Genomic DNA, 26,673 nt, shown 5'->3' with positions numbered 1-26,673 from the left:
GCAGGGATCGCAAGAAGAAACGACTCTTGTACGGAGCGGCGGCGGCGGTCGTCGCGACGGCAGCCATCGGCACCGTCGCGGTCGCCTCGCCAGGCCTCCTCGGCGCGGCGGGCGACGGCAAGTCCGGTGGGGACTCTTCCCTCCAGTCGCAGTTCGCAAACGCGGCGCGCGAGTTCGATGTGCCGCAGAGCGTGCTGATGGCGGTGTCGTACCGGCAGACGCGGTGGGAGTCCCACGAGGGGCAGCCGAGCGTCTCCGGCGCGTACAACGTGATGGGTCTGACGAAGGTCGACCCGGAGGACGTCGAGGACCCGACCGAAGGCCTCGCCCACCTCCTCAACGGCACGGGCGACCCGTCGATCGACAAGAAGTTCGACAAGAAGAAGGTCCTGGCGTCGCTCCGCAAGAAGCCGGTCGACACCTCCGACCCGAAGCTGCACACCCTGGACAAGGCCGCCGAGCTGATCGACAGCTCGACCGACGCCGTCCAGAAGGACAGCGGCGACTCGATCCGCGCCGGTGCCGCGCTGCTCGCGGAGTACCAGAAGCAGGCCGGCGCCGAGCTGTCCGACGACCCGGGCGAGTGGTACCCGGCCGTGGCCCGCTACAGCCAGTCCGACCGCAAGGAATCCGACCTCTTCGCTCAGCGCGTCTTCGAGTCCATCAAGACGGGTGAGCAGGAGGTCACCGCCGACGGCGAGCAGGTCGTCCTGCCGGCGGACCCGTCGGTCGAGCCGGTCAAGCCGTCGAACGTGCCGCTGGCGGCGAGCTTCGCGAGCACGACTGAGACTCCGGCGGTCGAGTGCCCGCCCACGGTGGCCTGCACCTTCATTCCCGCCCTCTACACAGAGGACAAGGGCAACTACAACATCGCGAGCCGTACCCCGAACGGCACCGGCGGCTTCGACGTCCGCCAGATCGTCATCCATGACGTCGAGGGCACCCACGACGGCGCTGTGAACGTCTTCCAGACGCCGGAGACGTGGGCGAGCGCGCACTACATCGTGCGCGCCGACGGTCGCGTGACCCAGATGGTCGAGACCAAGAACGAGGCGTTCCACGCCAACAACAAGACCATCAACATGCACTCGATCGGCATCGAGCACGAGGGCTACGCGATCAAGGGCGACGGCGGCTGGTACACCGAGCCGCAGTACGAGGCCTCCAAGAACCTCGTGAAGTACCTGGCCGCGAAGTACAACGTCCCGCTGGACCGCGAGCACGTCATCGGGCACGACGAGGTCCCGAGCATCCACGACGCCCTGCTCCAGGACCACTGGGACGCGGGCCCGTTCTGGGACTGGAACCACTTCATGCAGCTGCTCGGCGTCCCCACCGGCGCCGGCAACGCGGGCGGCCTCCTCCAGGCCGACCAGCTGGTGCGGATCGTGCCTCCGTTCACGTCGGCCAACCAGCAGGCGATGAAGTACACGGAGAAGGTCAATGACCAGTGGGTCACCAAGACCACCATCCCGCTCCCGGTGAACTTCGGTTACCTGTACTCGGAGCCGGTGGCCGACCAGACCAAGGCGCTGACCGACCCGTACACCGGGCTGGGCGCGGGCTGGCAGTTCGGCTCCACCGGGGCGAACAAGGTCACGGCCGGCAGCACCCACGTCATCGCCGAGTCGCGGACCGACTGGACCGCCATCTGGTACGGCGGCAAGAAGGCCTGGTTCTACAACCCCGGCGGCCAGTACACGGCCCCCGTGGGCGTGAAGACGGCGATCACCGCCAAGGACGGCGCCACCTCGATCCCGGTCTACGGCCGTGCCTACCCCGAGGACGCCTCCTACGCCGGAACCAACGTCCCGGTCCAGACGAGGAACAGCGAGTCGCTGACGAAGTACAGCCTCCCGGCCGGACAGCTGTACACGAAGGCGGGGGACCCCGTCGCGGGCGACTACTACTCCAGCGCGTTCAACGTGGACGGCACCCGGGTCGTCGGCACGACCAACGTCTTCATCCCGATCCGCTACAACCACCGCCTGGCGTTCGTGAAGGCGAGCGACGTCAAGGAGGTCGCGACCAAGCCCGCCGTCACCGCGACCAACCGCTACAACCTCCTCGCCCGTGACGCCTCCGGCGTCCTCTGGCAGTACCAGGGCACCGGCAGTGCCACCGTGCCGTTCCTGACGAAGTACAAGGTCGGCGGTGGCTGGCAGATCTACAACGCCGTCACGCCGCTGACCGCGCTCCGGGCCGACGGCACCGGGGACGCGGTGGCCCGGGACGCCTCCGGTGTGCTCTGGTACTACCAGGGCAGCGGCAACCCGTCCGCGCCGTTCAAGCCGCGCCTGAAGACCGGCTCCGGCTGGGGGATCTACGACAGGATCATCGGCGTCCGCGACCTCACCGGGGACTCCAAGCCCGATCTGATCGCCCGCGAGAAGTCGGGGGTCCTGTGGCTGTACAAGGGCACCGGCAACCCGGCGGTGCCGTTCGCCCCCCGGGTGAAGATCGGCACCGGCTGGCAGATCTACAACAGCATCGTCAGCACCGGCGATCTGACCTCCGACGGCAAGGCCGACCTGATCGGCCGTGACAGCACCGGCGCGCTGTGGCTGTACAAGGGCACCGGCAGCGCCACCGCCCCGTACGCCGCCCGCGTCAAGGTGGGCACCGGCTGGCAGATCTACAACAGCATCACCGGTCCGAGCGATCTGACCGGTGACGGCAAGGTGGACTTCGTCGCCCGTGACGCGTCCGGCGCGCTGTGGCTGTACAAGGGCACGGGCAGCGCCACCGCCCCGTACGCCGCGCGCGTGCAGGTCAGCCCGGGCTGGCAGTCCTACAACCTGATCTTCTGATCGGGTAGTTCGCTCGGCCTCGGGGCCCGGTCCGCACCGTCCACGGTGCGGACCGGGCCCCGTTCCCGTGTCCGGCTGGGTTACAGTGCTCGCATGTACGCGCACTCGAACCAGAACTGGTGGTGGACCGCTCATCCGGCGGCCCACTGATCGCGCGTACACCGACTGACCCGCGAAGGCCGCCCGAGGGGCGGCCTTTCTCGTACCCGGGGCCGTTCCTCCTCTCCGTACTCCACTCGGAAGGAACGACACGCCCCATGGACCTCTCCCGTCTCCTCGACGACTCCTGCCCTCCCTTCGCCCTGCTGCGCCGCCGCACCCCCGGCCGTGACCACGACACCGTCGAGGTGCTGATCGGCCGGGTCCACGAGGCCGAGCGGCTCGCGGAGCTGCCCGTCGGGCCGGTGCCGACGCTCGCGCTCGTGCCGTTCCGGCAGATCCGGGAGCGCGGCTTCGACGTGCGGGACGACGGGACCCCGCTCTCCGTGCTCGTCGCCGACGAGGCGTACGAGCTGCCGCTCGACGAGGCCCTCGCCGCGCTGCCCGCCCATGACGTACGGGTGGAGGGCGGCGGCTTCGACGTCTCCGACGAGGAGTACGCGGAGACCGTGCGGCGGGTCATCGACGAGGAGATCGGCTCCGGCGAGGGCGCGAACTTCGTGATCCGCCGCACCTACACCGGCGAGATCCCGGGCTTCGGGCGCGCCGACGCGCTCGCCCTGTTCCGGCGGCTGCTCGCGGGCGAGCGGGGCGCGTACTGGACGTTCGTCGTGCACACCGGGGAGCGGACGCTCGTCGGGGCGAGCCCCGAGGTGCACGTCCGGATGTCGGGGGGCACGGTCGTGATGAACCCGATCAGCGGCACGTACCGCTACCCGGCCGGGGCCGCCCCGACCCCCGAGGACCTGCTCGCCTTCCTCGCCGACCGCAAGGAGACCGAGGAGCTCTCCATGGTGGTGGACGAGGAGCTGAAGATGATGTGCACGGTCGGCGACATGGGCGGGGTGGTGGTCGGGCCGCGGCTCAAGGAGATGGCCCATCTCGCGCACACCGAGTACGAGTTGCGCGGCCGGTCCTCGCTGGACGTGCGGGAGGTGCTGCGGGAGACGATGTTCGCGGCGACCGTGACCGGCTCCCCGGTGCAGAACGCCTGCCGGGTGATCGAGCGTCACGAGGAGGGCGGCCGGGGGTACTACGCGGGCGCCCTCGCCCTGCTCGGTACGGACGCGAGCGGGGCGCAGACGCTGGACTCGCCCATCCTGATCCGTACCGCCGACATCGCCCCCGACGGCCGGCTGCGGGTGCCGGTCGGGGCGACGCTCGTACGGCACTCGGACCCGGCGGGTGAGGTCGCCGAGACCCACGCGAAGGCGGCGGGGGTGCTGGCCGCGCTCGGGGTGCGGGAGGGGCGGCCGCGTGACGAGGGCGCGGTGGCGCCGCGGCTCGCCGAGGACCCCCGGGTGCGGGCCGCGCTCGACGCGCGCCGTGCGGACCTGGCGCCGTTCTGGCTGAAGATGCAGGTCAGGTCGGCGGAGCTGTCGGGGCACGCGCTGGTGATCGACGCCGAGGACACCTTCACGGCGATGCTGGCGCACGTCCTGCGCTCCTCGGGCCTCGAGGTCTCGGTGCTCCGCTACGACGAGCCGGGGCTGCGGGAGCTGGCGCTCGCCCACGAGGGCCCGGTCGTCCTGGGGCCCGGCCCGGGCGACCCCTCGGACGCGTCCGACCCGAAGATGCGCTTCCTGCGCGGCCTGACGGCGGAGCTCGTACGGGAACACCGCCACGGCCTGCTCGGCGTCTGCCTGGGGCACGAGCTGATCGCGGCCGAACTGGGCCTGGACATCGTCCGCAAGCGGACCCCCTTCCAGGGCGCGCAGCTGCGGATCGACCTCTTCGGGCAGGAGCGGACGGTCGGCTTCTACAACAGCTTCACGGCCCGCTGCGACGACCGGACGGCCACGGAGCTGGCGCTGCACCGCATCGAGGTGAGCCGGGACGCGGAGACCGGCGAGGTGCACGCGCTGCGCGGACCGGGCTTCGCGGGGGTGCAGTTCCACCCGGAGTCGGTGCTCACGACGGACGGGGCCTTCCTGACGGCCTCGCTGCTCGCCGGCGTGCTGGTCTAGGAGGCCCTCGGGACCAGGACGTTCTCGCCGCGCCGCCCGGCGGTGTAGTCGAGGACGTTCTGGACGGTGGTGTCGATGATCTGGCCGACCGCGTCGGCGGTGTAGTAGGCCTGGTGGGAGGTGACCACCACGTTCGGGAAGGTGACCAGGCGGGCCAGGGTGTCGTCCTCGACGACCTCCAGGGACTTGTCGAGGAAGAAGAGCCCGGCCTCCGCCTCGTACACGTCGAGGCCGACGCCCGTGAAGCGGCCGGCCCGGAGCTCCCCGACGAGGGCCTCGGTGTCGATGAGTCCGCCGCGGCTGGAGTTCACCAGGATGGCGTCGTCCTTCATGGCCTTGAGGGCGGCGGCGTCGACGAGGTGGTGGGTGGCCTCCATGAGCGGGACGTGGAGGCTGACGAGGTCCGCCTCGGCGAAGAGCCGCTCCTTGTCGACGTACTTCATGCCGAGTTCCACGCAGGCGGGGTTCTCGGCGACGTCCCAGCCGAGGAGGTGCATGCCGAAGCCGTGGGCGATCCGGGTGAAGGCCTCGCCGATCTTGCCGGTGCCGAGGACGCCGACGGTACGGCCCCGCAGGTCGCGGCCCATCAGTCCGTCGAGCCTGAAGTCGAAGTCGCGGGTGCGGTTGGAGGCGCGGACGATCCGGCGGTTGACGGCCAGGGCGAGGGTCCAGGCGAACTCGGCGACGGAGTACGGCGAGTAGGAGGAGACCCGGGCGACGGTGAGGCCGAGGCGCTCGGCGACCTCCAGGTCGATGTTGTTGAAGCCGGTGGAGCGCTGGGCGATCAGCCGGGTGCCGCCGGCGGCGAGGGTCTGCAGGACCCGGTGGTTCAGATCGGCGTTGACGCTGGTGGAGACGGCCTCGTAGCCGGCGGCGATGGGGGCGGTGTCCTCGTCGAGGAAGACGCTCAGACAGCGGACCCCGTGGTGTCCCTCGAAGGCCTTCTCCAGGAGGGGCCGCTCGTCCGCCTGCACGCCGAATGCCAGGATTTCCACGAGGTTCCCCTCATCGTCACGATGGGCCGTAGATGCACGCTATGCGCGAATATACGGCCCATCGGGGCTCCCGGCCTCGAAAGGCGGGCCTCAGGCGTCGTCGAGGCCGCGCTCGATGGCGTACCGGACGAGCTCCACCCGGTTGTGCAGCTGGAGCTTGCCCAGGGTGTTCTGGACGTGGTTCTGCACCGTGCGGTGCGAGATGACCAGGCGCTCGGCGATCTGCTTGTAGCTGAGGCCCTTCGCGACGAGCCGCAGGACCTCGGTCTCGCGCTCCGTCAGCTGCGGGGCCTTCGGCTCGTCGGTGCCGGCCGCCGGAGCGGGCTCGGAGGCGAGCCGGCGGTACTCGCCGAGGACCAGACCGGCCAGGCCCGGGGTGAAGACGGGGTCGCCGAGGGCCGTCCGGCGCACCGCGTCGATCAGCTCCTCCGTACTGGCCGACTTGAGGAGGTAGCCGGTGGCGCCGGACTTGACCGCCTCCAGGACGTCGGCGTGCTCGCCGCTCGCCGAGAGGACCAGGACCCGCAGCTCGGGGCGGCCGCCGACGAGCTCCTTGCAGACCTGGACGCCCGGCTTGACCGGCAGGTTCAGGTCCAGGACGAGGACGTCGGGGCCGGCCGCGACGGCGCGGCGCACGGCCTGCTCGCCGTCGCCGGCGGTGGCGACCACGTCGAAGCCCGCCTCGGCGAGGTCGCGGGCGACCGCGTCCCGCCACATCGGATGGTCGTCGACGACCATCACCTTGATCCGCTGCTCGCTCACTTCTCCCCTGCCTTCCCCCGTGGAACCTTCAACTCGACTTCCGTGCCCTGGCCGGGGACCGAGATCAGCTCGGCCGAACCGCCCAGATCCCGCAGTCTCCCCCGGATGGACAGGGCGACGCCCATCCGGCCCTCGCCCCAGGCCTCCGCGAGGCGGCCCTCCGGGATGCCGGGGCCGTCGTCCCGGACGGTGACGATCACCTCGTCCGGCCAGTCCTCGATCAGGATCCACGCGTGCGCGTCCTCCCCGGCATGCACCCGGACGTTGTCCAGGGCGGCGCCGACGGCGGTGGCCAGCTCACGGGCGACGGGCGGCGGCAGCGGGACCGGGGCGCCCGGCTCGGAGAGGGTGACCCTGGCCCCGGCGCGCGGGGCGAGCAGGACGCGCAGGTCGACGGGCGTGTCGTCGTCGGGCTCGTCGTCGACCTCGACGACCCGGACGAAGGCGCCCTCGGACTCGTCCTCCGAGACCAGGCTGGGCCGGGTGAGCCCGCCCGCGACGAGGGTGCGGAGGGCGATCTCCTGCTCCCCCGCCATCCGGCCGAGCTCGGCCGCCTCGCCGCCGAGCGCCGTGCCGCGCCGCTGCACCATCGCGAGGACCTGGAGGACGCTGTCGTGGATGTCGCGGGCGAGCCGCTCCCGCTCCCGGGTCGCGGCCTCGATCTCCAGGGCGCGGGCGAGGGTGCGCTCGGAGGCGCGGGCGACCTCGACGACGTAGCCGATGGCGATGGAGGCGACCCAGACCAGGAGCACGTTGTGGAAGGTGTCCCGGGTGGGGTGCCCGCGCTCGACGATGTTGGCGACGGCGACCAGGGAGGAGGCGACCCCGGCCCAGCGCCAGCCGCCCTTGATCGCGAACGCGAGGACGGAGCCGGCGGTCCATATCGACGGCAGGGTGGGGCCGTCGACCGACTGGGCCTGGGCGTCGACGAGCGGGGTGAGGAGGATGCCGGTGAGGGCGACGGCGAGGTCGGCGACGAGGAAGCGCTTGGTGCAGCTCGCCGCGTTCGCCACCTTGGGGAGGGTGGCGAGGGTCCAGACGCCCAGCACCGCCAGATAGGCGACGGCGACCCAGGGCCGCTCGTACCGCTCCCGGCCGAAGGTGAAGATCAGTACCGCGTAGACCATCGTCAGGACGCGGTAGCCGGACAGCGCCCGCCACAGCGGCAGCTCGACCGACATGCGCACGACACGCTCGCGCTTGGCCATCTCCCCCACCCCCGGAAAACCCCTCGCGGGGACTTACGCGCCGGACTCTTCCCGAGCGGCGATCTCGGCCTTTACGGCCTCCTTGGCCGCCTTCTCCGCGTCCGCGATCTGCCGCTTGGCGGCGGTCGCGTAGATGTCGACGTACTCCTGGCCGGACAGCTTCATGATCTCGTACATGACCTCGTCGGTCACCGAGCGGAGGATGAAGCGGTCCCCCTCCATGCCCTGGTAGCGGGTGAAGTCCAGCGGCTTGCCGATCCGGATCCCCGGGCGCATCAGCTTGGGGACGATCTTGCCGGGCGGCTGGATCTTCTCGGTGTCGATCATGGCGACCGGGATCACGGGCGCGCCGGTCGCCAGGGCGACGCGCGCCAGGCCGCCGGGCTTGCCCCGGTAGAGACGGCCGTCGGGCGAGCGGGTGCCCTCGGGGTAGATCCCGAAGAGCCCGCCTCCCTCGATGACCTCGATGCCGGCCTTGATGGCCGCCTCGCCCGCGCCGCGGGCGCCCGAGCGGTCCACCGGGAGCTGGCCGACGCCCTTGAAGAAGGCGGCGGTGAGCTTGCCCTTCACACCGGGGGTGGTGAAGTACTCGGCCTTGGCGATGAAGGTGACCTTGCGGTCCAGGACGGCGGGCAGGAAGAAGGAGTCCGAGAAGGACAGGTGGTTGCTCGCGAGGATCGCGGGCCCCTCGGCGGGAATGTTCTCCAGACCCTCCACCCAGGGCCGGAAGGCAAGCTTCAGGGACCCTCCGAGGGAGAACTTCATTGCGCCGTAGATCAACTCGCCATGCCTTCCGTGTGCCGTCGCCACGACTTTATCCCTTACCTGCACACGGCCCCCGCTACGGCCCTGGTCGGTGTCGGTCCGGTCGCGTACCGTGAAGGTCCCTTCCCCGTACTCCGTCCGCTCCGGCGCACCCGAAGACGCCGGAGTCGCAACCGAACAGGAGACCCCGGTGCCGGTCCTTCCCGGAGCCGAGCCGTACCGCCATGAGGGCGGAGAGGTCGGCGTCCTTCTCTGTCACGGATTCACCGGTTCCCCGCAGTCGATGCGCCCGTGGGCCGAATACCTGGCCGAGCGCGGCCTGACGGTGTCGGTGCCGCTGCTGCCCGGCCACGGCACCCGCTGGCAGGACATGCAGCTCACCACCTGGCACGACTGGTACGCGGAGGTGGACCGGGCCCTGCGCGAGCTCCTGGAGCGGTGCCGGACCGTCTTCGTCTTCGGCCTGTCCATGGGCGGGGCGCTCACGCTGCGGCTCGCCGCCCAGCACGGGGACGCGGTGCGGGGCATCGTCCTCGTCAACCCGGGGAACAAGGTGCACGGCCTGACGGCGCACGCGCTGCCCGTCGTCCGACACCTGGTCCCCTCCACGAAGGGCATCGCCAGCGACATCGCCAAGGAGGGCGTGGCCGAGGTCGGCTACGACCGGGTGCCGCTGCACGCCGCGCACTCCCTGCGGCAGTTCTTCAAGGCCGTGGACGCGCAGCTCCCGCAGGTCACCCAGCCGGTGGTACTGCTCCACAGCCCCCAGGACCACGTCGTGCCGCCCGTCGACTCGGCCCGGATCCTCTCCCGCATCTCCTCCACGGACGTCCGGGAGGTCCTGCTGGAACAGAGCTACCACGTGGCGACGTTGGACCATGATGCGGAGCGGATCTTCGACGAGAGCCTGGCCTTCGTCGAGCGTCTGGCCCCGGAGCTGGCCGACGGGAAGGGAAGCAGGAGCGGTGGCTGAGCAGCAGGACGGCGACGGGCGGGAGCCGCAGCCCATCGACGAGGAGGCGGCCTGGGCCGCGATCGTCGCCGGGTACGGCGAGGAGCCCGCGGACCCCCCGGGGACGAAGCCGTTCCGGCCCGTCGAGAACCTGTCGCTGCCGGAGCCCGAGGAGGACGAGGACTCCGGGGAGATCCGGCCGGTGAAGGGCACGGCCTGGAAGCCCCGGCCGAAGCCCGCGCCCGAGGACCCCGAGGCGGACGAGGACCCGGAGGCGGGTCCCGAGCGGCCCGCGCTCGGGAGCTCGATCGTCTTCGCGCCCGGGGTGCGGCCCGGCGGCCCCCGGGACTACAGCCCGGCCGAGCCGGACGGGACGGCGGGCGGCGCCGACGAGGGCCACTTCGTCCCGCCGGAGCCGCCCCCGCTCCCCGAGGCGGACACCACGACCAAGTTCGCCTGGCTCGCGGTCGTCGGCGGCCCGGTCCTGATGCTGCTCGCCGTCCTCCTCCAGTGGGACATGACCTGGTGGCTGACGACGATCTGCGTGGGCGGCTTCCTGGGCGGCTTCGCGACCCTGGTGGCCCGCATGAAGCACGACGACGACGATGACGACGGCTTCGACGACCCGGGCCGCGGGGCGGTCGTGTAGGGCGTGCCCTACGAGGCGGGCACCCGGACCGCCACCGGCACCGGAAGGTGGGCTGATCCTCCCGGCGCCGCCCTCGCGCCGGTCGGCGCCGGGGCGCCTCCCGGGCTTCGGACGGCTGCGCCGGACTCCGTCCGCCGGGCAGGTGGCCCGGGCCGGTCGAGTCGGGGGCGGCCCTCAGGACGCTGCGGGCACCCGGACCGCCGCCAGCACCGGAAGGTGGTCGGTGGCGGCCCGCAGGTCCGCCGGGTCGAGGTCCTCCGGGACTCCGCAGCCGAGGAACTCGACGCCCGGGGTCGCCAGGATCGCGTCGATGCGCTGGTGGGGGTCGGCGGGGGTCGAGGTGTGCTCGCCGCCCCAGGGGCTGACCGCCCAGCCGTCCTGGAGCCGATCCGTGAGGCGGGTGAAGGCGGGGCCCCCGGGGCGTTCGTTCAGGTCGCCGGCGACGAGGGCGTGCGGGGTGCCGAGGGCGGCGAGCCGGTCGAGGACCATCCCGGCCTGCTCGTACCGCTCGTCCTTCCGCAGGCTCAGATGGCAGCTGATCACCCCGAGCCGGGCCCCGGCGAAGCGGACGACGGCGGTCGCGAGGCCGCGCCGGTGCAGGCCGGGCGTCAGGGGCAGCAGGACGTCCTCCGTGCGCTCCACCGTGGCCCGCAGCGAGCACAGCAGCATCGGACCGGCCGCGGTGGCGCCGCCGCTCAGCACGACGAGCTCGCTCTTGGCGGCGAGCCGGGCCGCGTGTTTACGCCAGCGGAAGAAGCGCGGGGCCTCCTGGACGAAGACGAGGTCCGGGGCGCAGGCCCGGATCACCCGGGCGAGGGCGTCCTCGTCGTCACGCATCGAGCGGACGTTGTAGCTCAGGACCCGGAGGACGGCCGAACCGTCGCTCTCGGTGCGGGAGTTGGGCAGCTCACTGATCGCCATGACGGCCAACATACGACGACCGCCCGCCGTGTCCGAGAGGACGCGGCGGGCGGTCGTCGTACGGCTTCGTACCGGGTTCAGCCCTGGCGGGCCAGGTCGGCCGCGCCGACCAGGCCGGCCTTGTTGCCGAGCTGGGCCGCGAGGACCTGCGCGTGCGGGCGCCACTGGCCGCCGATCAGCCAGCGCCGGAAGGACTTGCGGATCGGGTCGAGGACGAGGTCGCCCTCGTCCGAGACGCCGCCGCCGACGATGAACGCCGAGGGGTCGAAGAGCGAGGCCAGGTCGGCGAGACCGGCGCCCGCCCAGCGGGCCAGCTCGCGGAAGGAGTCGATCGCCACCGGGTCGCCCGCGCGGGCGGCCTGGCTGACGTGCTTGCCCTCGATGCCCTCCGGGGTGCCGTCGCCGAGGCCGAGGAGCAGCTCCGCGCGCTCCGGGGTGGCCTGGGCACGCTGCTTGGCGTACCGGACGAGGGCGCGCCCGGAGGCGTACTGCTCCCAGCAGCCCTGGCTGCCGCAGCCGCACAGCAGACCGTCCGGGACGACCCGGATGTGGCCGAACTCGGCGGCCACGCCGAAGCGCCCGCGGCGCAGCTTGTTGCCGATGATGATGCCGCCGCCGAGGCCGGTGCCGAGGGTGATGCAGATGACGTCCTCGTGGCCCTGGCCGGCGCCGAACCTGTACTCGCCCCAGGCCGCCGCGTTGGCGTCGTTCTCGACGACGACGGGCAGGCCGACCCGCTGCTCGACCTTGTCCTTGAGCGGCTCGTGCCGCCAGTCGATGTTCGGCGCGAAGAGGACGGTGGCGCGCTTGTCGTCGACGTAGCCCGCGGCTCCGATGCCGACGGCCTCGATCTGGTACCCCTTGCCGGCCTCGGAGACGGCGGCGCAGATGGCGTCGACGATGCCTTCGGGGGTCGGCGGGGTGGGCACGGTGTGCGTGTCGAGGATGTTGCCCTCCTCGTCGACCACGCCGGCCGCGATCTTCGTGCCGCCGATGTCGACGCCGATGGTGAGTCCCATGTGTCCCTCAGTTTTCGGTCGAGCCCCGCTAAGGCCCACCGTACCCGAGCGGGGATGGCCCACCGATCAGTCGAGGTCGATGTGCTGGCCGGTTCCGGGCCCCTCGTCGTCCTTGCGGGGCGTGTCCTGGTCCGCGTCGCGGCGCGGGTCGTCGTCGTCCGGTACGGCACCGCCGCGGGTCCAGCGGGTCTCGTGGCCCTCGACGGCGGAGCGGTAGGCGGCGAGCAGTTCGCTGCCGGCGGCGGCGAGGTGGTCGAAGACCTGCGGGTTGCGCTCGATGACGGGCTCGACGACGGCCTTCGCCTGGTTGACGAGCTGCTGCACGGTCTCCACGGCGGTCTGCGCGGCCTGGCCGCCGAGGAGCGGGTTCCCGAGGCCGCCGGAGACCTTCTCGGCCACGGCCTCGAAGAGCTTGCGGAACTCCTCCGCGGGCGAGCCGGGCCCGTCGTCGCGCCGCGCCCGGCGGCGGGCCTTCTCCGCCTCCAGGTCCTCGGCACAGGCCTTGGCCCAGGCGTCCGAATCGCTCATGGCGTACTCCTCAGTGGCTGCGTACTTCGACGGTACACGCCGCCTCAGGGAGTGCGGGGCCAGAGCCCGGGGTCGGGCGTGAAGCGCACCCGGAGGTCCCCGTCGACGAGCCCGGCGCCGGTGACGGTGCAGCGGCGCAGGGCGCCCGGCAGCGGGACGCCGCGGCGGAACGCACCGACGGTCAGGAGCAGTTCGTCGCCGCGGCGGACGAGGGAGAGCTCCTCCTTGACGGCGCCCGGCAGGGGGATGTGCCAGACCAGGACGCCGTCCTCCTCGCGCCGGTCCTCGACGGCCCACTCCGGTACGGGGACCGGCTTCCCGGCCCGGGCGGGCGCGAGGAGGGCCAGGTCCTCGGGCCCGCGCGGGGCCCGGCCGAGGTGCGGCAGCTCGTGCAGCCCGTACGGCTCGCCGGTGGCCCCGGTGGCGTCGGTGCGGAGCTCCGCGAGGTGCCGGTGCTGTTCGGCGGCGAGTCCGGCGAGCCAGGGGTCCTCGGAGGCGGCGGGGAGGATCCGGTTGGCGACGACGGCGTCGAGGGCGAGGTGCTGGACGGCGAGGCCGAGCCTCGCGGTGCGCAGGGCGCGGGCGGCGCCGGGGCCGGGTTCGACGACGAGCCGGACGGTGGTGCCGGGGGCCTCGAGGACGGCCTGGACGGCGGCGAGCTCCGCCTCCCAGCGGGCGGTGGTCTCGTACAGCCACTGCGCGGGCATGGGCACGCCGGCGAGCTGCGCGAGCATCGGGCGCAGGGCGCGGGCGGCCTGGCGCTCCGGCGGCAGCAGGCGGCGCAGATAGCGGCGGAGCTGCCCGGGCAGGGCGAGCAGGGCGAGCGCCTCCCGCAGCGGGGGCAGGTCGACGACGACGAGGTCATGCCCTCCTTCGGCGGCGTCCCGCACCGCCCTGAGCTGGGCGAACTGCCGGCTCCCGGGCAGCTCCGTCAGCTCCGCCTCCTCGAAGGGCGCGGCCCCGAGCAGGTCGAAGGCCGCGGCGGAGCGGTCCTGGAGGGCGAGGAACTCCCGCCGGAAGTCGGCCCCGGGCCGCGGCCTCAGCCGCTCCACCCCCGGAACCGGCTCCGCCTCCTCCGAGACCAGCAGCACCCTACGGCCGGCCTGCGCCTCCGCGAGGGCGGTGGCGGCGGCGAGGGTGGTACGGCCGGCGCCGCCGGGACCGGTGACAAGGATGATCCGCATGCGGCGAAACGTTACCGGCCCCCTGCCACGGCCCCGCGCCCGCGCCGGGCGGGGCGTTACGCGCCCGATTCCACCCGCTGCTTCAGGCCCTGGAGGGCGCGGTCGATGATGACCTTCTCGGCCTTGCGCTTGATCATGCCGAGCATGGGGATCTTGACGTCGACGGTGAGCTGGTAGGTCACCTCGGTGCGGTCGGCGGCGAGGGCCTTGAGGAGGTAGGAGCCGTCGAGGGAGCGGAGCATCTGGGACTTGACCAGGGTCCAGCTGACCTCGTTGTCGCCGGTCCAGGTGTAGGCGAGGGTGTGGTCGTCCTTGATGGCGCCGGCGTCGAGGAGGAGGCGCACCTTCTCGGCGCGGCCGGCGTCGTCGGAGGAGAGGACCTCGGCCTCCTTCACCTCGCCGGTCCACTCGGGGTAGCGGGCGAAGTCGGCGATCACACCCATGACGTCGGCCGGCGCCGCCTCGATGGTGATGCTCGAGCTGGTGTGTTCGGCCATCGCGGTGGCTCCTCCACTGTGCGGTCCGGCGGAAGTACGAGGGCACAGGCGTGCCGGGGGAAGGCTATCGCGCCCTCGTGGCCGCGCCGTCACCACTCCAGGGCGAAGGGCTTCCCGGTCGAGGCGAAGTGGCCGACGTTCACGCACTCGGTCGCGCCGATCCGCATCCGCCGGGCGAGCGGCTGGTGGACGTGGCCGAAGAGGGCGTAGCGGGGCCGGACGCGGTGGATGGCGTCGAGGAGGGCCCGGCTGCCGCGCTCGAAGCGGCGGGCCACGGTGTCGTACGTCAGCTCCGCCACGTCCGGCGGGATGTGGGAGCAGAGGACGTCGACGTCGCCGAGGGCCTCGACCTTGGCGGCGTACTCCTCGTCGGAGATCTCGTACGGGGTGCGCATGGGCGTGCGCAGCCCGCCGCCGACGAAGCCGAACACCAGCCCGCCGAGCTCGATCCGGTCGCCGTCGAGGACCGTCGTCCCCGGCCCGGCGAAGTCCGCCCAGAGCCGGGGGATGTCGACGTTCCCGTAGGTGGCGTACGTGGGGGTGGGGAAGGCGGTGAAGAGTTCGGCGTACTGGCGGCGGACCGCGGCCTCGATGGCGGTGTCGCGGTCGACGTCGAGTTCGGCCCAGAGGCGTCGGCCCAGGTCACGGGCCTCGTCGAAGCGGCGGGCGGTACGGAGCTCGACGAGCCGGTCGGCGTTCTCGGCGCCGAAGAGGTCGGGGAAGATGCCCCGGCTGTGGTCGGCGTAGTCGAGGAAGAGGACCAGGTCACCCAGGCATATGAGGGCGTCGGCGCCCTCCCCCGCCTTGGCGAGGTCGCCGGCGTTGCCGTGCACGTCACTGACCACATGGACTCGCATGAACCCACCTTAGGGGGTGTCACCTGCGGTTACTTGGGAGTCGTGAAACCTGTGGATTACTGTGCGCAGAGCACCGTCACGCATGTGTGACGCACGGAACATCTGACCGGGACCCCCTACCGGGAACCGCGTACCGGCGAGTAACGTCCGGGCAGTCCACCAGTCGTGCTCACCCCCACCGAGCACCTGCCCGACCATGGACTTCACCGGTGCATCACACAGAGCCGTGGCGCCGGCGCCCGATGAGGAGCAGCAGTCTTGCGCGAGTTCAGCCTTCCGGCCCTGTACGAGGTCCCCACGGACGGCAACCTGACGGATCTCATCCGCCGCAACGCCTCCCAGCACCCAGACGTCGCCGTGATGGGGCGCAAGGTCGACGGCGTCTGGACCGATGTCACCGCCACGCAGTTCCTCGCCGAGGTCCGCGGGGCCGCCAAGGGCCTGATCGCGGCCGGCGTGGAGCCGGGCGACCGGGTCGCGCTGCTCTCCCGCACGCGCTACGAGTGGGTCCTCCTCGACTTCGCGATCTGGAGCGCGGGCGCGGTGACCGTGCCGGTGTACGAGACGAGCTCGCCGGAGCAGATCCAGTGGATCCTCGGCGACTCCGGCGCGACGCTGGCGCTCGTCGAGAGCGCGGCGCACCGGGCCTCGGTGGAGTCCGTGCGGGAGAACCTGCCGGACCTCAAGGGCGTCTGGCAGATCGAGGACGACGCGGTCGCGCGGCTCACGGCCACCGGCGCGGACGTCTCCGACGAGCTGCTCGACGAGCGCATGTCGGCGGCGAACGCGGACGACCCGGCGACGATCGTCTACACCTCGGGCACGACGGGCCGCCCCAAGGGCTGCGTCCTGACGCACCGGGCCTTCTTCGCCGAGTGCGGCAACGTGGTGGAGCGGCTGAAGCCCCTCTTCCGCACGGGCGAGTGCTCGGTGCTGCTGTTCCTGCCGGCCGCGCACGTCTTCGGGCGGCTCGTCGAGGTCGCGTCCGTGATGGCGCCGATCAAGCTGGGCTGCGTACCGGACATCAAGAACCTGACCGACGAGCTGGCCGCGTTCCGGCCGACGCTGATCCTCGGCGTGCCGCGCGTCTTCGAGAAGGTCTACAACTCGGCGCGGGCGAAGGCGCAGGCCGACGGCAAGGGCAAGATCTTCGACAAGGCCGCGCACACGGCCATCGCGTACAGCCGGGCGATCGGCACCCCGCAGGGCCCGTCCTTCGGCCTGAAGCTGAAGCACAAGGTCTTCGACAAGCTGGTCTTCGGCAAGCTGCGGGCGGTGCTCGGCGGTCGCGGCGAGTACGCGATCTCGGGCGGCGCGCCGCTGGGCGAGCGGCTCGGCCACTTCTTCCGGGGCATCGGCTTCACGGTCCTGGAGGGCTACGGCCTGACGGAGTCGTGCGCGGCGACCGCCTTCAACCCGTGGGACCGGCAGAAGATCGGCACGGTCGGCCAGCCGCTGCCGGGCTCGGTGGTGCGGATCGCCGACGACGGCGAGGTGCTGCTGCACGGCGAGCACATCTTCACGGAGTACTGGAACAACCCGGCGGCCACGGCCGAGGCCCTCGCGGACGGCTGGTTCCACACGGGTGACATCGGCACCCTCGACGAGGACGGCTACCTCGCGATCACCGGCCGCAAGAAGGAGATCCTGGTCACGGCGGGCGGCAAGAACGTCGCCCCGGCGGTCATCGAGGACCGGATCCGGGCCCACGCGCTGGTCGCGGAGTGCATGGTGGTCGGCGACGGGCGTCCGTTCGTGGGCGCGCTGGTCACGATCGACGAGGAGTTCCTCGGCCGCTGGGCGAGCGAGCACGGCAAGCCGGCCGGTTCGACGGCGGCCTCCCTCCGGGACGACGCGGACCTCGTCGCGGAGGTCCAGCGGGCGATCGACGACGGCAACGCGGCGGTCTCCAAGGCGGAGTCGGTCCGCAAGTTCCGCATCCTCCCCGCCCAGTTCACCGAGGAGGCGGGCCACATCACCCCGTCCCTGAAGCTGAAGCGGAACGTCGTCGCGAAGGACTTCGCCGACGAGATCGAGGCCATCTACACGAAGTAGGGGCGGGTACGGCGAAGGGGCCCGGGGCGATCGCATCGCCCCGGGCCCCTTCCCGTGCTCCGGGGACTACAGCAGCTCGCGCAGCCGCTCCGCCAGCAGGTCCCAGCGCCACTTCTCCTCCACCCAGGCCCGGCCCCGCTCGCCCATGCGGGCGCGGAGCTCGGGGTCGAGGAGGAGGGTGGCGACGCGGTCGGCGGTCTCCTCGGCGGACCCTCCGCGGACGACCCAGCCGGTCTCGCCGTCGAGGACGGCGTCGGGCGCGCCGCCGGAGTCGCCGGCGACGACGGGCAGGCCGGTGGCGGAGGCCTCCAGGTAGACGATGCCGAGGCCCTCGACGTCGAGGCCGCCGCGCCGGGTGCGGCAGGGCATGGCGAAGACGTCGCCGGCCCCGTAGTGGGCGGGCAGCTCGGACCAGGGGACGGCGCCGGTGAACCGTACGGATCCGGCCACGCCCGTCTCGGCGGCGAGGCGGTGCAGGTCCTTCTCGTACGGGCCGCCGCCGACGACCAGGAGGACGGCGTCCGGGACCCGCCGCAGGATCGCGGGCATGGCCCGGATCAGGGTGTCCTGGCCCTTGCGGGGGACGAGCCGGGAGACGCAGACGACGACCGGGCGGTCGCTGAGCCCGAGGCGGGCGCGGACCTCGTCGCCGCCCGAGTCGGGGTGGAAGGTCTTCTCGTCGACTCCGGGCGGTAGCTGGACCATGCGCCCCGCTGCGGCCGGGGTGAGGGCCGTCGCGATCCGGGAGCGGGTGTACTCGCCGAGGTAGGTGATGGTGTCGGTGCCCTCGCCGATGCGGCGCAGGAGCTGCCGGGCGGCGGGGAGCTGGGCCCAGCCCGCCTCGTGCCCGTGGGTGGTGGCGACGAGCCGCTTCGCTCCGGCCCGGCGCAGCGCGGGGGCCATCAGGCCGAGCGGGGCGGCCGCGCCGAACCACACGGACTCGCAGCCGTGCTCGCGCAGGAGCGCGGTGGCGCGGGCGGTCGCCCGGGGTGTGGGCAGCAGCATGGTGGTGCGATCCCGTACGACCGTGAAAGGCTGTTCGGCGTCGAACGCGGCCGTCGCCTCGATCCCTTCGCGGCTGCGCTTCCACGTGGAGGCGTAGACCACGATCCGGTCGGGGTCCAGGCGGAGTGCCATGTTGTGCAGGAAGGCCTGGATTCCGCCGGGACGCGGCGGGAAGTCGTTGGTTACGATCAGGGTCTTGTGCATCGTGGCCGACAGTACGCGATCGCATCCACCGCCCGGCAACACGACCGCCCCGCCACCGCGGGCCGACAGGACAGGGACGCGACAGTGACGACGGGTGCCGTGGGGAACGGGTCACGCACGGGTCTGCGACTTCCGCTCGGCCTCTGGGGGCTCTCCCGGGTCCTCCTGCTGCTGTGCGTCTTCAAGATCGTGGTGATCCCCGGACCGGACATCACCTTCGACGTCTCGCACATCTACCAGGGCTGGTACGAGGTCCTGCGGACGGGCACGTACCCGCTGGACGACGTCACCTGGCAGTACCCGCCGGCCGCCGCGTTCGCGATCCTCGCCCCGGGCCTGCTGCCGTTCCTCGGCTACGCCTCCGCCTTCTTCCTGCTCGCCTTCCTCTGCGACGCCCTCGTCTTCGGGCTGCTCCTGTACACGGGCCGCCGCGCGGGCCGCTCCTCGCGCGGTGCCTGGTTCTGGCTGGCGGGCGTCCCGCTGCTCGGCCCGACCGCGTACGCCCGGTACGACGTGATGGTCACCGCCGTCGCCGTGGCCGCGCTGCTCGCGGCGGGCCGCAGCCCGCGCGTCCTCGGCGCGCTGGCCGGTTTCGGCGCCGTCCTGAAGGTGTGGCCGGTGCTGCTGCTCGCGGGCGCCCCGAAGGGCCGGGCGACCTTCCGCTCCTGGTCGACGGCGGTGGTCGCGGCGGCGGCCGCGCTGGGCTTCTGCCTGCTGTGGATGCCGGGGGCGCTGGCCTTCCTCGGGTTCCAGCGCGACCGGGGCACGGAGGTCGAGTCGCTGGGCGCGATGGTCTTCCACGTCCTGCGGCACGTCGGCTGGGAGGGCGAGGCGAGGATGAACTACGGCTCGATCGAGTTCCTCGGCCCGTACGTGTCCACGGTCTCGACGGCCGCGCTGGTGCTCACGGTCGCCGCCTTCGGCTGGCTGCTCGTGTGGCGGTTCCGGGCGCGGCACTTCGCCTCGTCGACGGTGGCGGACGCGGCCTTCGTGGCGGTGCTGCTGTTCACGACGACGAGCCGGGTGCTCTCCCCCCAGTACATGCTGTGGCTGGTCGGCCTGGCGGCGGTGTGCCTCGCCTACCGGTCGAGCCGGATGCGGAAGCCCGCGCACCTGGTGCTCTGGGCGACGGCGGTGACGCAGTTCGAGTTCCCGGTGTGGTTCTCGCACGTGACGCGGAGCGATCCGCTGGGCATCGCGGTGCTGTTCACGCGGAACGGCCTGCTGATCGCCGCCACCCTCATCGCCTGCCGGATCCTGTGGCGGCACACGGTGACGGAGCCGCGTCTCGCCGCGGCCATCCCCGCGCAGGCGGGCCGGCCGGAGCGCGAGAAGGCCCTGTCCGGCTCCTTCTGAGCCGGGCCGGGGCCGTCAGCCGAGCCGCTCCCCCAGGTACGTCCGCCAGTCGGCGGTGAACTGCTCCGGCGTGGTGTCCAGGACCTCCCGGAGCGCCTTCTCCACCGCGCCGTCCCGGCCGGGGTGGGCGCCCACCGCGCGGTAGAAGGCGGTCAGCTTCTCCTCGCCCCAGCGGTCCGCGATCAGCTCGCAGGCCAGCCAGCCGCCCTCGTACGCCCGGGCCAGGGCCTCCGCGTCGCCGCCGAAGGCGAAGGCCGCGTCGTCGGGGAGCTCCGCCGGGAGGTCGCCGGCCAGGACCGCGCGGCGCAGCTCGGGGGCGGCCTGGGCGGCGGTGCGTTCGGTGCCCCGGTAGGCGACCCAGTCGGCGAAGCCCTCGGAGAGCCAGACCGGGGTGGCCTTGGTGGTCTGGACGCGGGTCGCGACATGGGTGGTCTCGTGGGTGAGGACCAGCTGCCGGCCGAACTCTCCCAGCACGTTGTACGCGTCCGGGTTCACGATCACCCGGTCCGCGGGCGCGGTGGGGCCGCCGCCCGTGTGGCCGGTGGTGACGGCCGCGATGCCCCGGTAGGAGGCGGCCGGGCCGCCGAGGAGCCGGCCCATCGCCTCGATCGAGGAGGGCACGAGGACGACGATCCGGCCCGCCCAGCTCCCGTGCCAGGCGTCCCCGACGGCGGGCACCGCCCGGTCCGCCGCCGTCGCGATCTCCCGCAGCCGCTCCCCGCTCTGCCCCACGCCGAGGACGAGGCTGCGCCGACCGGTCACGGCCGTGACCTCGCCCTGCTGCCACAGCTGCTGCGGGGCGCCCTCGGCGGCGCGGTCGCCGGTGACGTACCAGCGGCCGTTCCGCTCGGCGAGGTCGAGGACCCGCTCGGTGGTGGCGGGCCCGGAGTCGTAGCCCTTGATCCGGTAGCCGAGCTCGGCCCTGGCGGTGGCCCTGCCCTCGCCGGTCCGGTCGACCCCGGTGACCCGGTAGCCCCAGTCGTCCAGCGGGACCTTCGCGAGCCGGTCGAACTCGGTGCGCGCGGCCGGTACGAGCGCGGGGTCGAGGGCCGCGAGGTAGCCGGCCTCGTCCCGGTCGAGCATCGCCCGCGCGTGCCGGTCGAGGAGGCCCTGGATCTCCCCGCGCGCCGGGCCCGCAGGCGGTTCGGGGGCCGCGCACCCGGCGAGCGCGAGCAGCGCGGCCAGCAGACCCGCCGCCGCGCCGCGCACCGCTGCGTTCCGCCGGGTCGCCACGCCCTCGATCGTACGGGGCGCCGAAGGGGCGCGGCCGGGGGAACAGGTCCGGGCGCGCGGAGCCCCCGAGGAACGAGGGGGCGAGCACGCCCGGACCTGTGAGCCCGGCTTGGGCGCCCCGGAGGCGAGCGGGAAGAGCAGCGCGTCAGACCCGGGTCACCGTCACGTGGGACATCATGTTCACCGGGTCGTAGCGGACCCGCGCGCCCGGGTAGGGGGCGTGGATGACCTGGCCGTTCCCGGCGTAGATGGCGACGTGGCTGGCGTCGCCGCGGTAGGTGACGAGGTCGCCGGGCTGTGCCTGCGAGAGCGGGACCTGCCGGCCGGCGTACCGCTGCGCGGAGGAGGTGCGCGGGAGGCTGATCCCGGCCTGGCGGTACGACCAGACCATCAGGCCCGAGCAGTCGAAGGCGGAGGGGCCGGTCGCCCCCCACACGTACGGCCTGCCGATCGCGCTGCGGGCGGCGATGACCGCGGCGGCGGCCCGCGAGGGGCCGAGGTCGGCGAGCGGCGGCAGGGCCTCGGCGGTCCCGCCGTCGGGCCCGCCGTCGGGCCCGCCGGCGCGCTCGCCGGTGCGGGAGGCGCGTTCGTAGTCGGTGCGCTCCTCGACGGTGAGGGAGGCGAGCACCCGGCGGGCCTCGGCGAGCTTCCGTTCGACGGTGCGCTTGTGGCGGGCGACCTCGGCCCGGCTCTGCTCCAGTTCGGCGAGGGCCGTGCGGGCCTCGCTCCGCTTCTGGCTCAGGGCGCGCTGCTCGCGCCGGAGTTCGCCGAGCGCGGCGCTCTGGCGGGCGGTGACCCGGTCCAGGGCGGTGGCCCGGTCGAGATAGCTGTCGGGGTCGGAGGAGAGCAGCAGGGCGAGGGCGGGGTCGATGCCGCCGGAGCGGTACTGGGCCCCGGCGACCGCGCCGAGCACGCCCCTCATGCGGTTGATGCGCTCCTGGCCCCGGGCGAGGCTGTCCTGGGCCTGGGAGACCGTCCGGCGCAGCGCGTCCGCCTTCTCGTCCGCGCGGTTGTAGCCCTCGGTGGCCTTCTCGGCCTCCTCGAAGAGGCGGTCGACCGTGGCGCGGGTGGCCGCGGGCGTGGCCCCGGGGTCGGCGCTCGCGGGGACGGCCCCGAGGGACGCCGCCGCGGTGGCCGCGGCGGCGGCGGTGAGGACGGTGACCCTCGCGGGTCGGCGGTGGGACGCCACGAATCGCGCTCCGTTCGGCTCGACGCAGACTGGCGCGGCAGACAGTAGCCGTTGATCAGTCCTCGTCCAACGAAGGCGCCGGGCACACAAAGTGACGCCCCGCCGGAGAACACAGGTCACCGGCGGGGCGTCAGGTCAGTGCGCGTCGCGGCGAACCACCCGATTGGGCGGTGGGCCGGAGCGGGTCGCGGCGGCGGGTCAGCCGGCCACGCGGACGCCGAACATGAACGAGCCGATGGTGCTCATGGACTCGTAGCGGACGACGGCGCCCGTGTGGGGGGCGTGCAGGACGGTGTTGTTGCCCGCGTACAGGCCCACGTGCGCCAGGTTGTTGAAGAAGACCAGGTCGCCCGGCTTGAGCTGGCTGCGGCCGATCTTCACGCCGTCGTTCTGCTGGGTGTAGGTGGTGCGGGTGATGCCGACACCGGCCTGGCGGTAGGACCACATCGTCAGACCGGAGCAGTCGTACGAGTAGGGGCCCTCGGCGCCGGAGACGTACGGCTTGCCGAGCTGGGTGGCGGCGGCGGCGAGCGCGGCGGCGCCGAAGCTGCTCCCGGGGGCCTCGTTGCCCAGGTCGGGGCGGGCGCCGGCGGCGTCGCGGCTGGCGCGCTGCGCCTTCTCCCGGTCCTGCTGCTCCATCTTCTGGCGCTCGGCCGCGGTGAGGGTGTCGAGGAGCTTGCGGGCCTCGGCCAGCTTGCCGAGGTACTTCTGCTTCTTCTCGCCGAGGGTCTTGCGGACGTCCTCGAGGTCGGCGAGCTTCGAGGTGGCCTCGGCCCGCTCCTGGGCGAGCGTGCGCTGCTTGGCCTGGATCGTGGTGAGCACGTCGGCCTGCTGGGCGCTCAGCTGGTCGATCGCGGACGCCTTGTCGAGGTAGGTGTCCGGGTCGGCGGAGAGGAAGAGCTGGAGGGCCGGGTCTATGCCGCCGGAGCGGTACTGGGCGCTGGCGACCGAACCGATCTGGTCGCGGAGGGTGTTGAGCTCCTCCTGGCCGCGGGCCACCTTGTCCCGGAGCTGGGTGATCTCCTTCTGCAGCTTGCCCCGCTGCTCGTCGGCGAGGTTGTACTGCTCGGTGGCGACCTCTGCCTCTTCGTTGAGCTTGTCGACCTTCGACTTGACCTCGTCGATCTTCGGCTTGGCGGGAGCGGCCTGGGCCCCGGACTGCGCGGTCAGCGCCACGGCGGCGGCTGCGGTCACGGTGAGCACGGTCACACGGGTACGGCTCGGCTGCTTGGGTCGACGGTGGGACGCCACGGGGGCGAGCTCCTTCTTCCTCAGAGCCGCCCAACCGGTCAGGGGCAGGCGGTTCCTCCGCCGCCACCCCGGATGGGTGATCAACCGCGCGAAGGTTCGAAGCCCGACCCTAGTGACCAAGTTGTGATCAGTTCAAATCCCGATGGCAAAAATCTCGCTCACGCACCACTTTATTTACATACATCGCACGGGCAGTGATGAGCACTTGACGGTGCGCCATCCATAATTCGGGCATACCGCCCAGGACTTGCAATGCGTCACGAGAGACGCGAAAGCCGCTTCAGCAACAAGGCGGACGTCACCGGCCTCGCCCCCGCCTTCGCGACCCCGTCGGCCACCTCGCGGTCGGTGGAGACCACCACGACCGGCCGCCCCGGCGGCTCCGCCCTGACCAGCTGACGGATCAACTCGTCAGCCGTGACACCGGGCTTGGAGAACAGCACCCGCACCCCGCGCGGCGGCGCGAGCAGCACCGGGGCCGCCAGCTCCGCCCCGTCGAAGACACAGGTGACCTCGGCGCCCGAGCGGGCCGCCAGGGCCGACAGGCTGCCGAGCAGCCGCAGCCGCTGCTTCTCCAACGGCATCGTGGGATAGCCGGTCTTGGTGACGTTGTAGCCGTCGACGACCAGATGCGCCTGCGGCAGCGCGAGCAGCTGGTCGAGCAGCGCCGGGTCCGTCTCGGAGAGCGCCCGCGCCGCGATGTCCTTCGGGGACATCCGCCCCGGCTCCACCGCGTCCACGGTGTCCGCCGGGTGCACCGAGACGGGCGGCAGCGCGAGTTCGCGCCGCAGCCCCTGGGCCGCGTCGAGGACCGTGTCGAGCAGCAGCCGCAGCCGCATGTCCTCCATCGAGCGGCCCTCGCGGGCGGTCCTGCGGCTCGCCTCCAGAGCCGCCTCGACCTCGCCGAGCCGGGCCCTGAGCCGCCGGGTCTCGCTCTCGGCGGCCGACACCTGGGCCGCCGACTCCGCGCGCGCGGCCTCGATCTCGCCCTGCACCTTGCGCAGCGCGGCCTCGCCGCGCTTGATGTCGCTCTGGGCGCTGCGCAGCTTGCGCTGAAGCGATTCCGCTTCCTTGCGGGCGGTCTCCAGATCGCGCCGGAGCTGCTCGGTCTCGCCCCTGGAGCGGTCCTGGGCGGCGGCGAGCTCCTCGCGCAGCCGCTCCAGCTCGCGCCGGCCGGCCTCGTCGGCCCGCTCGGCGTCGACCCGCTGGGCCTCCTCGCCGGCGGCGGCGACCAGCTTGACCCAGCCGGGCGGGCGCAGCACATAGGCGGCCGCCGCCACGTCGACGGGGTCGGCGGCCGCGGGCGGGGTGCCGGTCTCCACGGCCCCGGCCAGCTCGGGCTGCCCCTGCTTGAACCGTTCGCCGATCCGCTGCCGGAAGAGCGGGTCGCTCTCCAGGGCGGCGGCCATCGCGTTGCCGGCGAACTTGGCCCGCCGGCTCGCGGTGAAGCGGGCGTACTGCCGCAGGGGTGCGGGCAGCTCCGCGACGGTGAGCCCGCCGAAGGCGTCCGCGACCAGCGCGACGACCCGCCGCCGTACGCCTTCCGGCAATGGGTGGTCGAGCGTCTCGGCAGCGTCACCTGCCGCGCCGGCCGGCTCACCACCGTGCGCGGGCTGCTCCACGATCCGTCACCCCTATGTCGTCCGTACCGCCCCTCAGGAGGCGGTGCCCGGCCTGTCCACCAGTTCGATCTGGTCCACCGCGTTGCACCAGCGGCAGCGGACCGACTCGATGGTCTCACTGACCACCTGCCGCTCCTCGACCGTCGGGTCCCCGGCGAGGTCCAGATGGACGTACTCCACGACCTTGGAGGAACGGGTCACGTCGAAGCGGGTGAGGTTGCCGCAGAGCGTGCAGCGCCAGCGGGTCTCGTCGGTCGGCAGGGGAACCGTCGTCATCGGTCCGTCCTTCTTCCTGTTGCGTGGTACCAGGTGCGGGTGCCGCGGTGCGCCGTCGAACTGCGGTGGTGGTGCCCGTAACCCTAAGGCCTCGCGGGGAGACCGGGGCACGGCGAGGCACTCTGTCCACTTCGGCCCCGGTACGCCATGATCTGTCCATGATCGACTGGCGAGGCGCGGCCCTCGGTGCCTGGCGGGGCACCCGCAGCGGCCCCACGGTGACGTACGGACTGATCGCCGCCTGCTGCCTGCTCTTCGTGATCAGTCCGGTGGCCGGACTCGCCCCGGCGTACGGCACGGGCGACGAGCTGCTCGCCGCGCAGGGCGCCTACTTCCGCCGCTGGGGCGTCGTGCCCGCCGAGCTGACGAGCGGCGATCCGCGCGCCCTGCTCACCCCGCTGACCGCGCTCTTCGTCCACGGCAGCTGGCTCCACCTCCTGGGCAACATGCTCTTCCTGTACGTCTTCGGCGCGATGGCCGAGGAGCGCATGGGGCCGGTCGAGTTCTGCCTCTTCTACCTGGGGACCGGCTACGTCGCCCTGCTCGGGTACGCGGTGGCGCACGCCGACAGCGAGCAGACCCTCGTCGGGGCCTCCGGGGCGATCTCCGCGGTGCTCGGGGCCTTTCTCTTCCTCTTCCCGCGTTCCCGGGTCACCAGTCTCTTCCCCTTCCTGTTCTTCCTGCCGCTGCGCTTCCCCGCCTGGATCGTGCTGATCTTCTGGTTCACGCTCCAGTGGCTGGCCGCGCGGGCGGCGGGCGCGGGACCGGGCGTCGCCTATCTGGCCCATGTCGTGGGCTTCTCCGTCGGCTTCCTCTACGCCTGGGGGCGCTTCCGCGGTGGGGATAGAGTGAAAGCCCCAGCCGCGGCGACCGAGGGAGAAAGCCAGCCGTGATCACCGCGATCGTGCTCATCAAGACCAGCGTGGACCGGATCCCCGAGATCGCCGAGTCGATCGCCGCGCTCGACAGCGTCAGCGAGGTCTTCTCGGTCACCGGTACGTACGACCTGATCGCCATGGTCCGGGTGCCGCGCCACGACGACCTGGCGGACGTGATCCCCGGCCGGATCAGCAAGATCCCGGGCGTCGAGGCCACGGACACCCACGTCGCCTTCCGCACGTACTCCCAGCACGACCTGGAGGCGGCCTTCGCCATCGGCCTGGAGTCCTGACACCGCGCTTGCGGCACGACTGAAGGGGGCCTCCAGAC

At 72.7% G+C, this 26,673-nt stretch carries 25 protein-coding genes; 9 read left to right on the top strand and 16 right to left on the bottom strand.

Going from position 1 to position 26,673, the window contains the following annotated elements; genetic code table 11:
• Positions 1 to 26: 26 nt before the first annotated feature.
• The 3 genes from ACH4TP_RS17320 (at position 27) to ACH4TP_RS17310 (ending at position 4,936) form a co-directional block, all read left to right on the top strand.
• On the top strand, positions 27 to 2,810 hold the full coding sequence (locus ACH4TP_RS17320) for an N-acetylmuramoyl-L-alanine amidase (RefSeq protein ID WP_398438440.1): 2,784 nt from the start codon (positions 27 to 29) through the stop codon (positions 2,808 to 2,810).
• A 93-nt stretch (positions 2,811 to 2,903) separates the two neighbouring features.
• Positions 2,904 to 2,960 (top strand): trp operon leader peptide, encoded by a 57-nt coding sequence (locus tag ACH4TP_RS17315; protein ID WP_223766914.1) that lies wholly within the window; start codon positions 2,904 to 2,906, stop codon positions 2,958 to 2,960.
• A 107-nt stretch (positions 2,961 to 3,067) separates the two neighbouring features.
• On the top strand, positions 3,068 to 4,936 hold the full coding sequence (locus ACH4TP_RS17310; protein WP_398438439.1) for an anthranilate synthase family protein: 1,869 nt from the start codon (positions 3,068 to 3,070) through the stop codon (positions 4,934 to 4,936).
• On the opposite strand, the gene ACH4TP_RS17305 is transcribed toward ACH4TP_RS17310, so the two are convergent.
• The 4 genes from ACH4TP_RS17305 to ACH4TP_RS17290 all read right to left on the bottom strand — a co-directional run bounded on the left by ACH4TP_RS17305 (position 4,933) and on the right by ACH4TP_RS17290 (position 8,666).
• Positions 4,933 to 5,931 (bottom strand): 2-hydroxyacid dehydrogenase, encoded by a 999-nt coding sequence (locus ACH4TP_RS17305; protein ID WP_398177702.1) that lies wholly within the window; start codon positions 5,929 to 5,931, stop codon positions 4,933 to 4,935. The genes ACH4TP_RS17310 and ACH4TP_RS17305 overlap by 4 nt on opposite strands.
• Before the next feature lie 90 nt (positions 5,932 to 6,021).
• Positions 6,022 to 6,669, bottom strand: a complete 648-nt coding sequence (locus ACH4TP_RS17300; protein WP_389224263.1) for a response regulator — start codon at positions 6,667 to 6,669, stop codon at positions 6,022 to 6,024.
• 20 nt (positions 6,670 to 6,689) lie between these two features.
• Entirely contained in the window at positions 6,690 to 7,901 is a 1,212-nt protein-coding gene (gene macS, locus ACH4TP_RS17295) for a MacS family sensor histidine kinase (RefSeq protein WP_398438438.1), read from the bottom strand.
• 33 nt (positions 7,902 to 7,934) lie between these two features.
• Positions 7,935 to 8,666: a lysophospholipid acyltransferase family protein gene (locus ACH4TP_RS17290; RefSeq protein WP_389224143.1), complete on the bottom strand. Its 732-nt coding sequence runs from the start codon at positions 8,664 to 8,666 to the stop codon at positions 7,935 to 7,937.
• A gap of 190 nt (positions 8,667 to 8,856) precedes the next feature.
• Here ACH4TP_RS17290 and ACH4TP_RS17285 point away from each other — a divergent pair, with 190 nt between their 5' ends.
• Together ACH4TP_RS17285 and ACH4TP_RS17280 are read left to right on the top strand one after the other, a co-directional pair.
• Positions 8,857 to 9,639, top strand: a complete 783-nt coding sequence (locus ACH4TP_RS17285) for an alpha/beta hydrolase (protein ID WP_389224146.1) — start codon at positions 8,857 to 8,859, stop codon at positions 9,637 to 9,639.
• A complete protein-coding gene (locus ACH4TP_RS17280) occupies positions 9,632 to 10,267 on the top strand; it encodes a hypothetical protein (RefSeq protein ID WP_389224149.1) in 636 nt (211 codons plus the stop codon). Before ACH4TP_RS17285 ends, ACH4TP_RS17280 begins: the two co-directional genes overlap by 8 nt.
• Positions 10,268 to 10,441: 174 nt before the next feature.
• Here ACH4TP_RS17280 and ACH4TP_RS17275 read toward each other — a convergent pair whose 3' ends face one another.
• The 6 genes from ACH4TP_RS17275 to ACH4TP_RS17250 form a co-directional block, all read right to left on the bottom strand.
• Positions 10,442 to 11,188, bottom strand: a complete 747-nt coding sequence (locus ACH4TP_RS17275; protein WP_389224152.1) for an endonuclease/exonuclease/phosphatase family protein — start codon at positions 11,186 to 11,188, stop codon at positions 10,442 to 10,444.
• Positions 11,189 to 11,265: 77 nt separating this feature from the next.
• Positions 11,266 to 12,207 (bottom strand): ROK family glucokinase, encoded by a 942-nt coding sequence (locus ACH4TP_RS17270; RefSeq protein ID WP_398438437.1) that lies wholly within the window; start codon positions 12,205 to 12,207, stop codon positions 11,266 to 11,268.
• 66 nt (positions 12,208 to 12,273) lie between these two features.
• Positions 12,274 to 12,735, bottom strand: coding sequence for a DUF5304 domain-containing protein (locus tag ACH4TP_RS17265; RefSeq protein WP_398177713.1), 462 nt, complete (start codon positions 12,733 to 12,735; stop codon positions 12,274 to 12,276).
• 44 nt (positions 12,736 to 12,779) lie between these two features.
• On the bottom strand, positions 12,780 to 13,919 hold the full coding sequence (locus ACH4TP_RS17260) for an ArsA-related P-loop ATPase (protein ID WP_398438436.1): 1,140 nt from the start codon (positions 13,917 to 13,919) through the stop codon (positions 12,780 to 12,782).
• Between the two features lie 56 nt (positions 13,920 to 13,975).
• Entirely contained in the window at positions 13,976 to 14,416 is a 441-nt protein-coding gene (locus ACH4TP_RS17255) for an SRPBCC family protein (protein ID WP_389224164.1), read from the bottom strand.
• Between the two features lie 89 nt (positions 14,417 to 14,505).
• Positions 14,506 to 15,261: a metallophosphoesterase gene (locus ACH4TP_RS17250; protein WP_398438458.1), complete on the bottom strand. Its 756-nt coding sequence runs from the start codon at positions 15,259 to 15,261 to the stop codon at positions 14,506 to 14,508.
• Between the two features lie 270 nt (positions 15,262 to 15,531).
• Between ACH4TP_RS17250 and ACH4TP_RS17245 the strand changes: the two genes are divergently transcribed.
• Positions 15,532 to 17,328: an AMP-dependent synthetase/ligase gene (locus tag ACH4TP_RS17245; protein WP_389224167.1), complete on the top strand. Its 1,797-nt coding sequence runs from the start codon at positions 15,532 to 15,534 to the stop codon at positions 17,326 to 17,328.
• Positions 17,329 to 17,394: 66 nt separating this feature from the next.
• Here ACH4TP_RS17245 and ACH4TP_RS17240 read toward each other — a convergent pair whose 3' ends face one another.
• Entirely contained in the window at positions 17,395 to 18,537 is a 1,143-nt protein-coding gene (locus tag ACH4TP_RS17240) for a glycosyltransferase family 4 protein (protein WP_398177718.1), read from the bottom strand.
• 99 nt (positions 18,538 to 18,636) lie between these two features.
• Between ACH4TP_RS17240 and ACH4TP_RS17235 the strand changes: the two genes are divergently transcribed.
• Positions 18,637 to 19,893, top strand: a complete 1,257-nt coding sequence (locus ACH4TP_RS17235) for a glycosyltransferase 87 family protein (RefSeq protein ID WP_398438435.1) — start codon at positions 18,637 to 18,639, stop codon at positions 19,891 to 19,893.
• 15 nt (positions 19,894 to 19,908) lie between these two features.
• Here ACH4TP_RS17235 and ACH4TP_RS17230 read toward each other — a convergent pair whose 3' ends face one another.
• From ACH4TP_RS17230 to ACH4TP_RS17210, 5 genes are all read right to left on the bottom strand, one after another.
• A complete protein-coding gene (locus ACH4TP_RS17230) occupies positions 19,909 to 21,126 on the bottom strand; it encodes a hypothetical protein (RefSeq protein WP_398438434.1) in 1,218 nt (405 codons plus the stop codon).
• 145 nt (positions 21,127 to 21,271) lie between these two features.
• Positions 21,272 to 22,315: an NlpC/P60 family protein gene (locus ACH4TP_RS17225; protein ID WP_398438432.1), complete on the bottom strand. Its 1,044-nt coding sequence runs from the start codon at positions 22,313 to 22,315 to the stop codon at positions 21,272 to 21,274.
• A gap of 198 nt (positions 22,316 to 22,513) precedes the next feature.
• The gene (locus ACH4TP_RS17220) at positions 22,514 to 23,566 is read right to left on the bottom strand and encodes an NlpC/P60 family protein (RefSeq protein ID WP_389224182.1); all 1,053 of its coding nucleotides are present in this window, start codon (positions 23,564 to 23,566) and stop codon (positions 22,514 to 22,516) included.
• Positions 23,567 to 23,823: 257 nt separating this feature from the next.
• The gene (locus ACH4TP_RS17215) at positions 23,824 to 25,188 is read right to left on the bottom strand and encodes an NYN domain-containing protein (RefSeq protein WP_389224185.1); all 1,365 of its coding nucleotides are present in this window, start codon (positions 25,186 to 25,188) and stop codon (positions 23,824 to 23,826) included.
• A gap of 33 nt (positions 25,189 to 25,221) precedes the next feature.
• Positions 25,222 to 25,464: a hypothetical protein gene (locus tag ACH4TP_RS17210; protein ID WP_389224189.1), complete on the bottom strand. Its 243-nt coding sequence runs from the start codon at positions 25,462 to 25,464 to the stop codon at positions 25,222 to 25,224.
• Positions 25,465 to 25,622: 158 nt separating this feature from the next.
• Between ACH4TP_RS17210 and ACH4TP_RS17205 the strand changes: the two genes are divergently transcribed.
• Together ACH4TP_RS17205 and ACH4TP_RS17200 are read left to right on the top strand one after the other, a co-directional pair.
• Positions 25,623 to 26,357, top strand: coding sequence for a rhomboid family intramembrane serine protease (locus ACH4TP_RS17205; RefSeq protein WP_389224192.1), 735 nt, complete (start codon positions 25,623 to 25,625; stop codon positions 26,355 to 26,357).
• On the top strand, positions 26,354 to 26,635 hold the full coding sequence (locus ACH4TP_RS17200) for an Lrp/AsnC family transcriptional regulator (protein WP_017238849.1): 282 nt from the start codon (positions 26,354 to 26,356) through the stop codon (positions 26,633 to 26,635). The genes ACH4TP_RS17205 and ACH4TP_RS17200 overlap by 4 nt, the downstream gene beginning before the upstream one ends.
• Positions 26,636 to 26,673: the final 38 nt, after the last annotated feature.

Origin of the sequence: Streptomyces sp. NPDC021012, from assembly GCF_044333355.1 — a bacterium.
Taxonomy (GTDB): domain Bacteria; phylum Actinomycetota; class Actinomycetes; order Streptomycetales; family Streptomycetaceae; genus Streptomyces.
The sequence above is the reverse complement of the archived record's forward strand: the minus strand, read 5'-3'. Positions and strand labels throughout refer to the sequence as shown.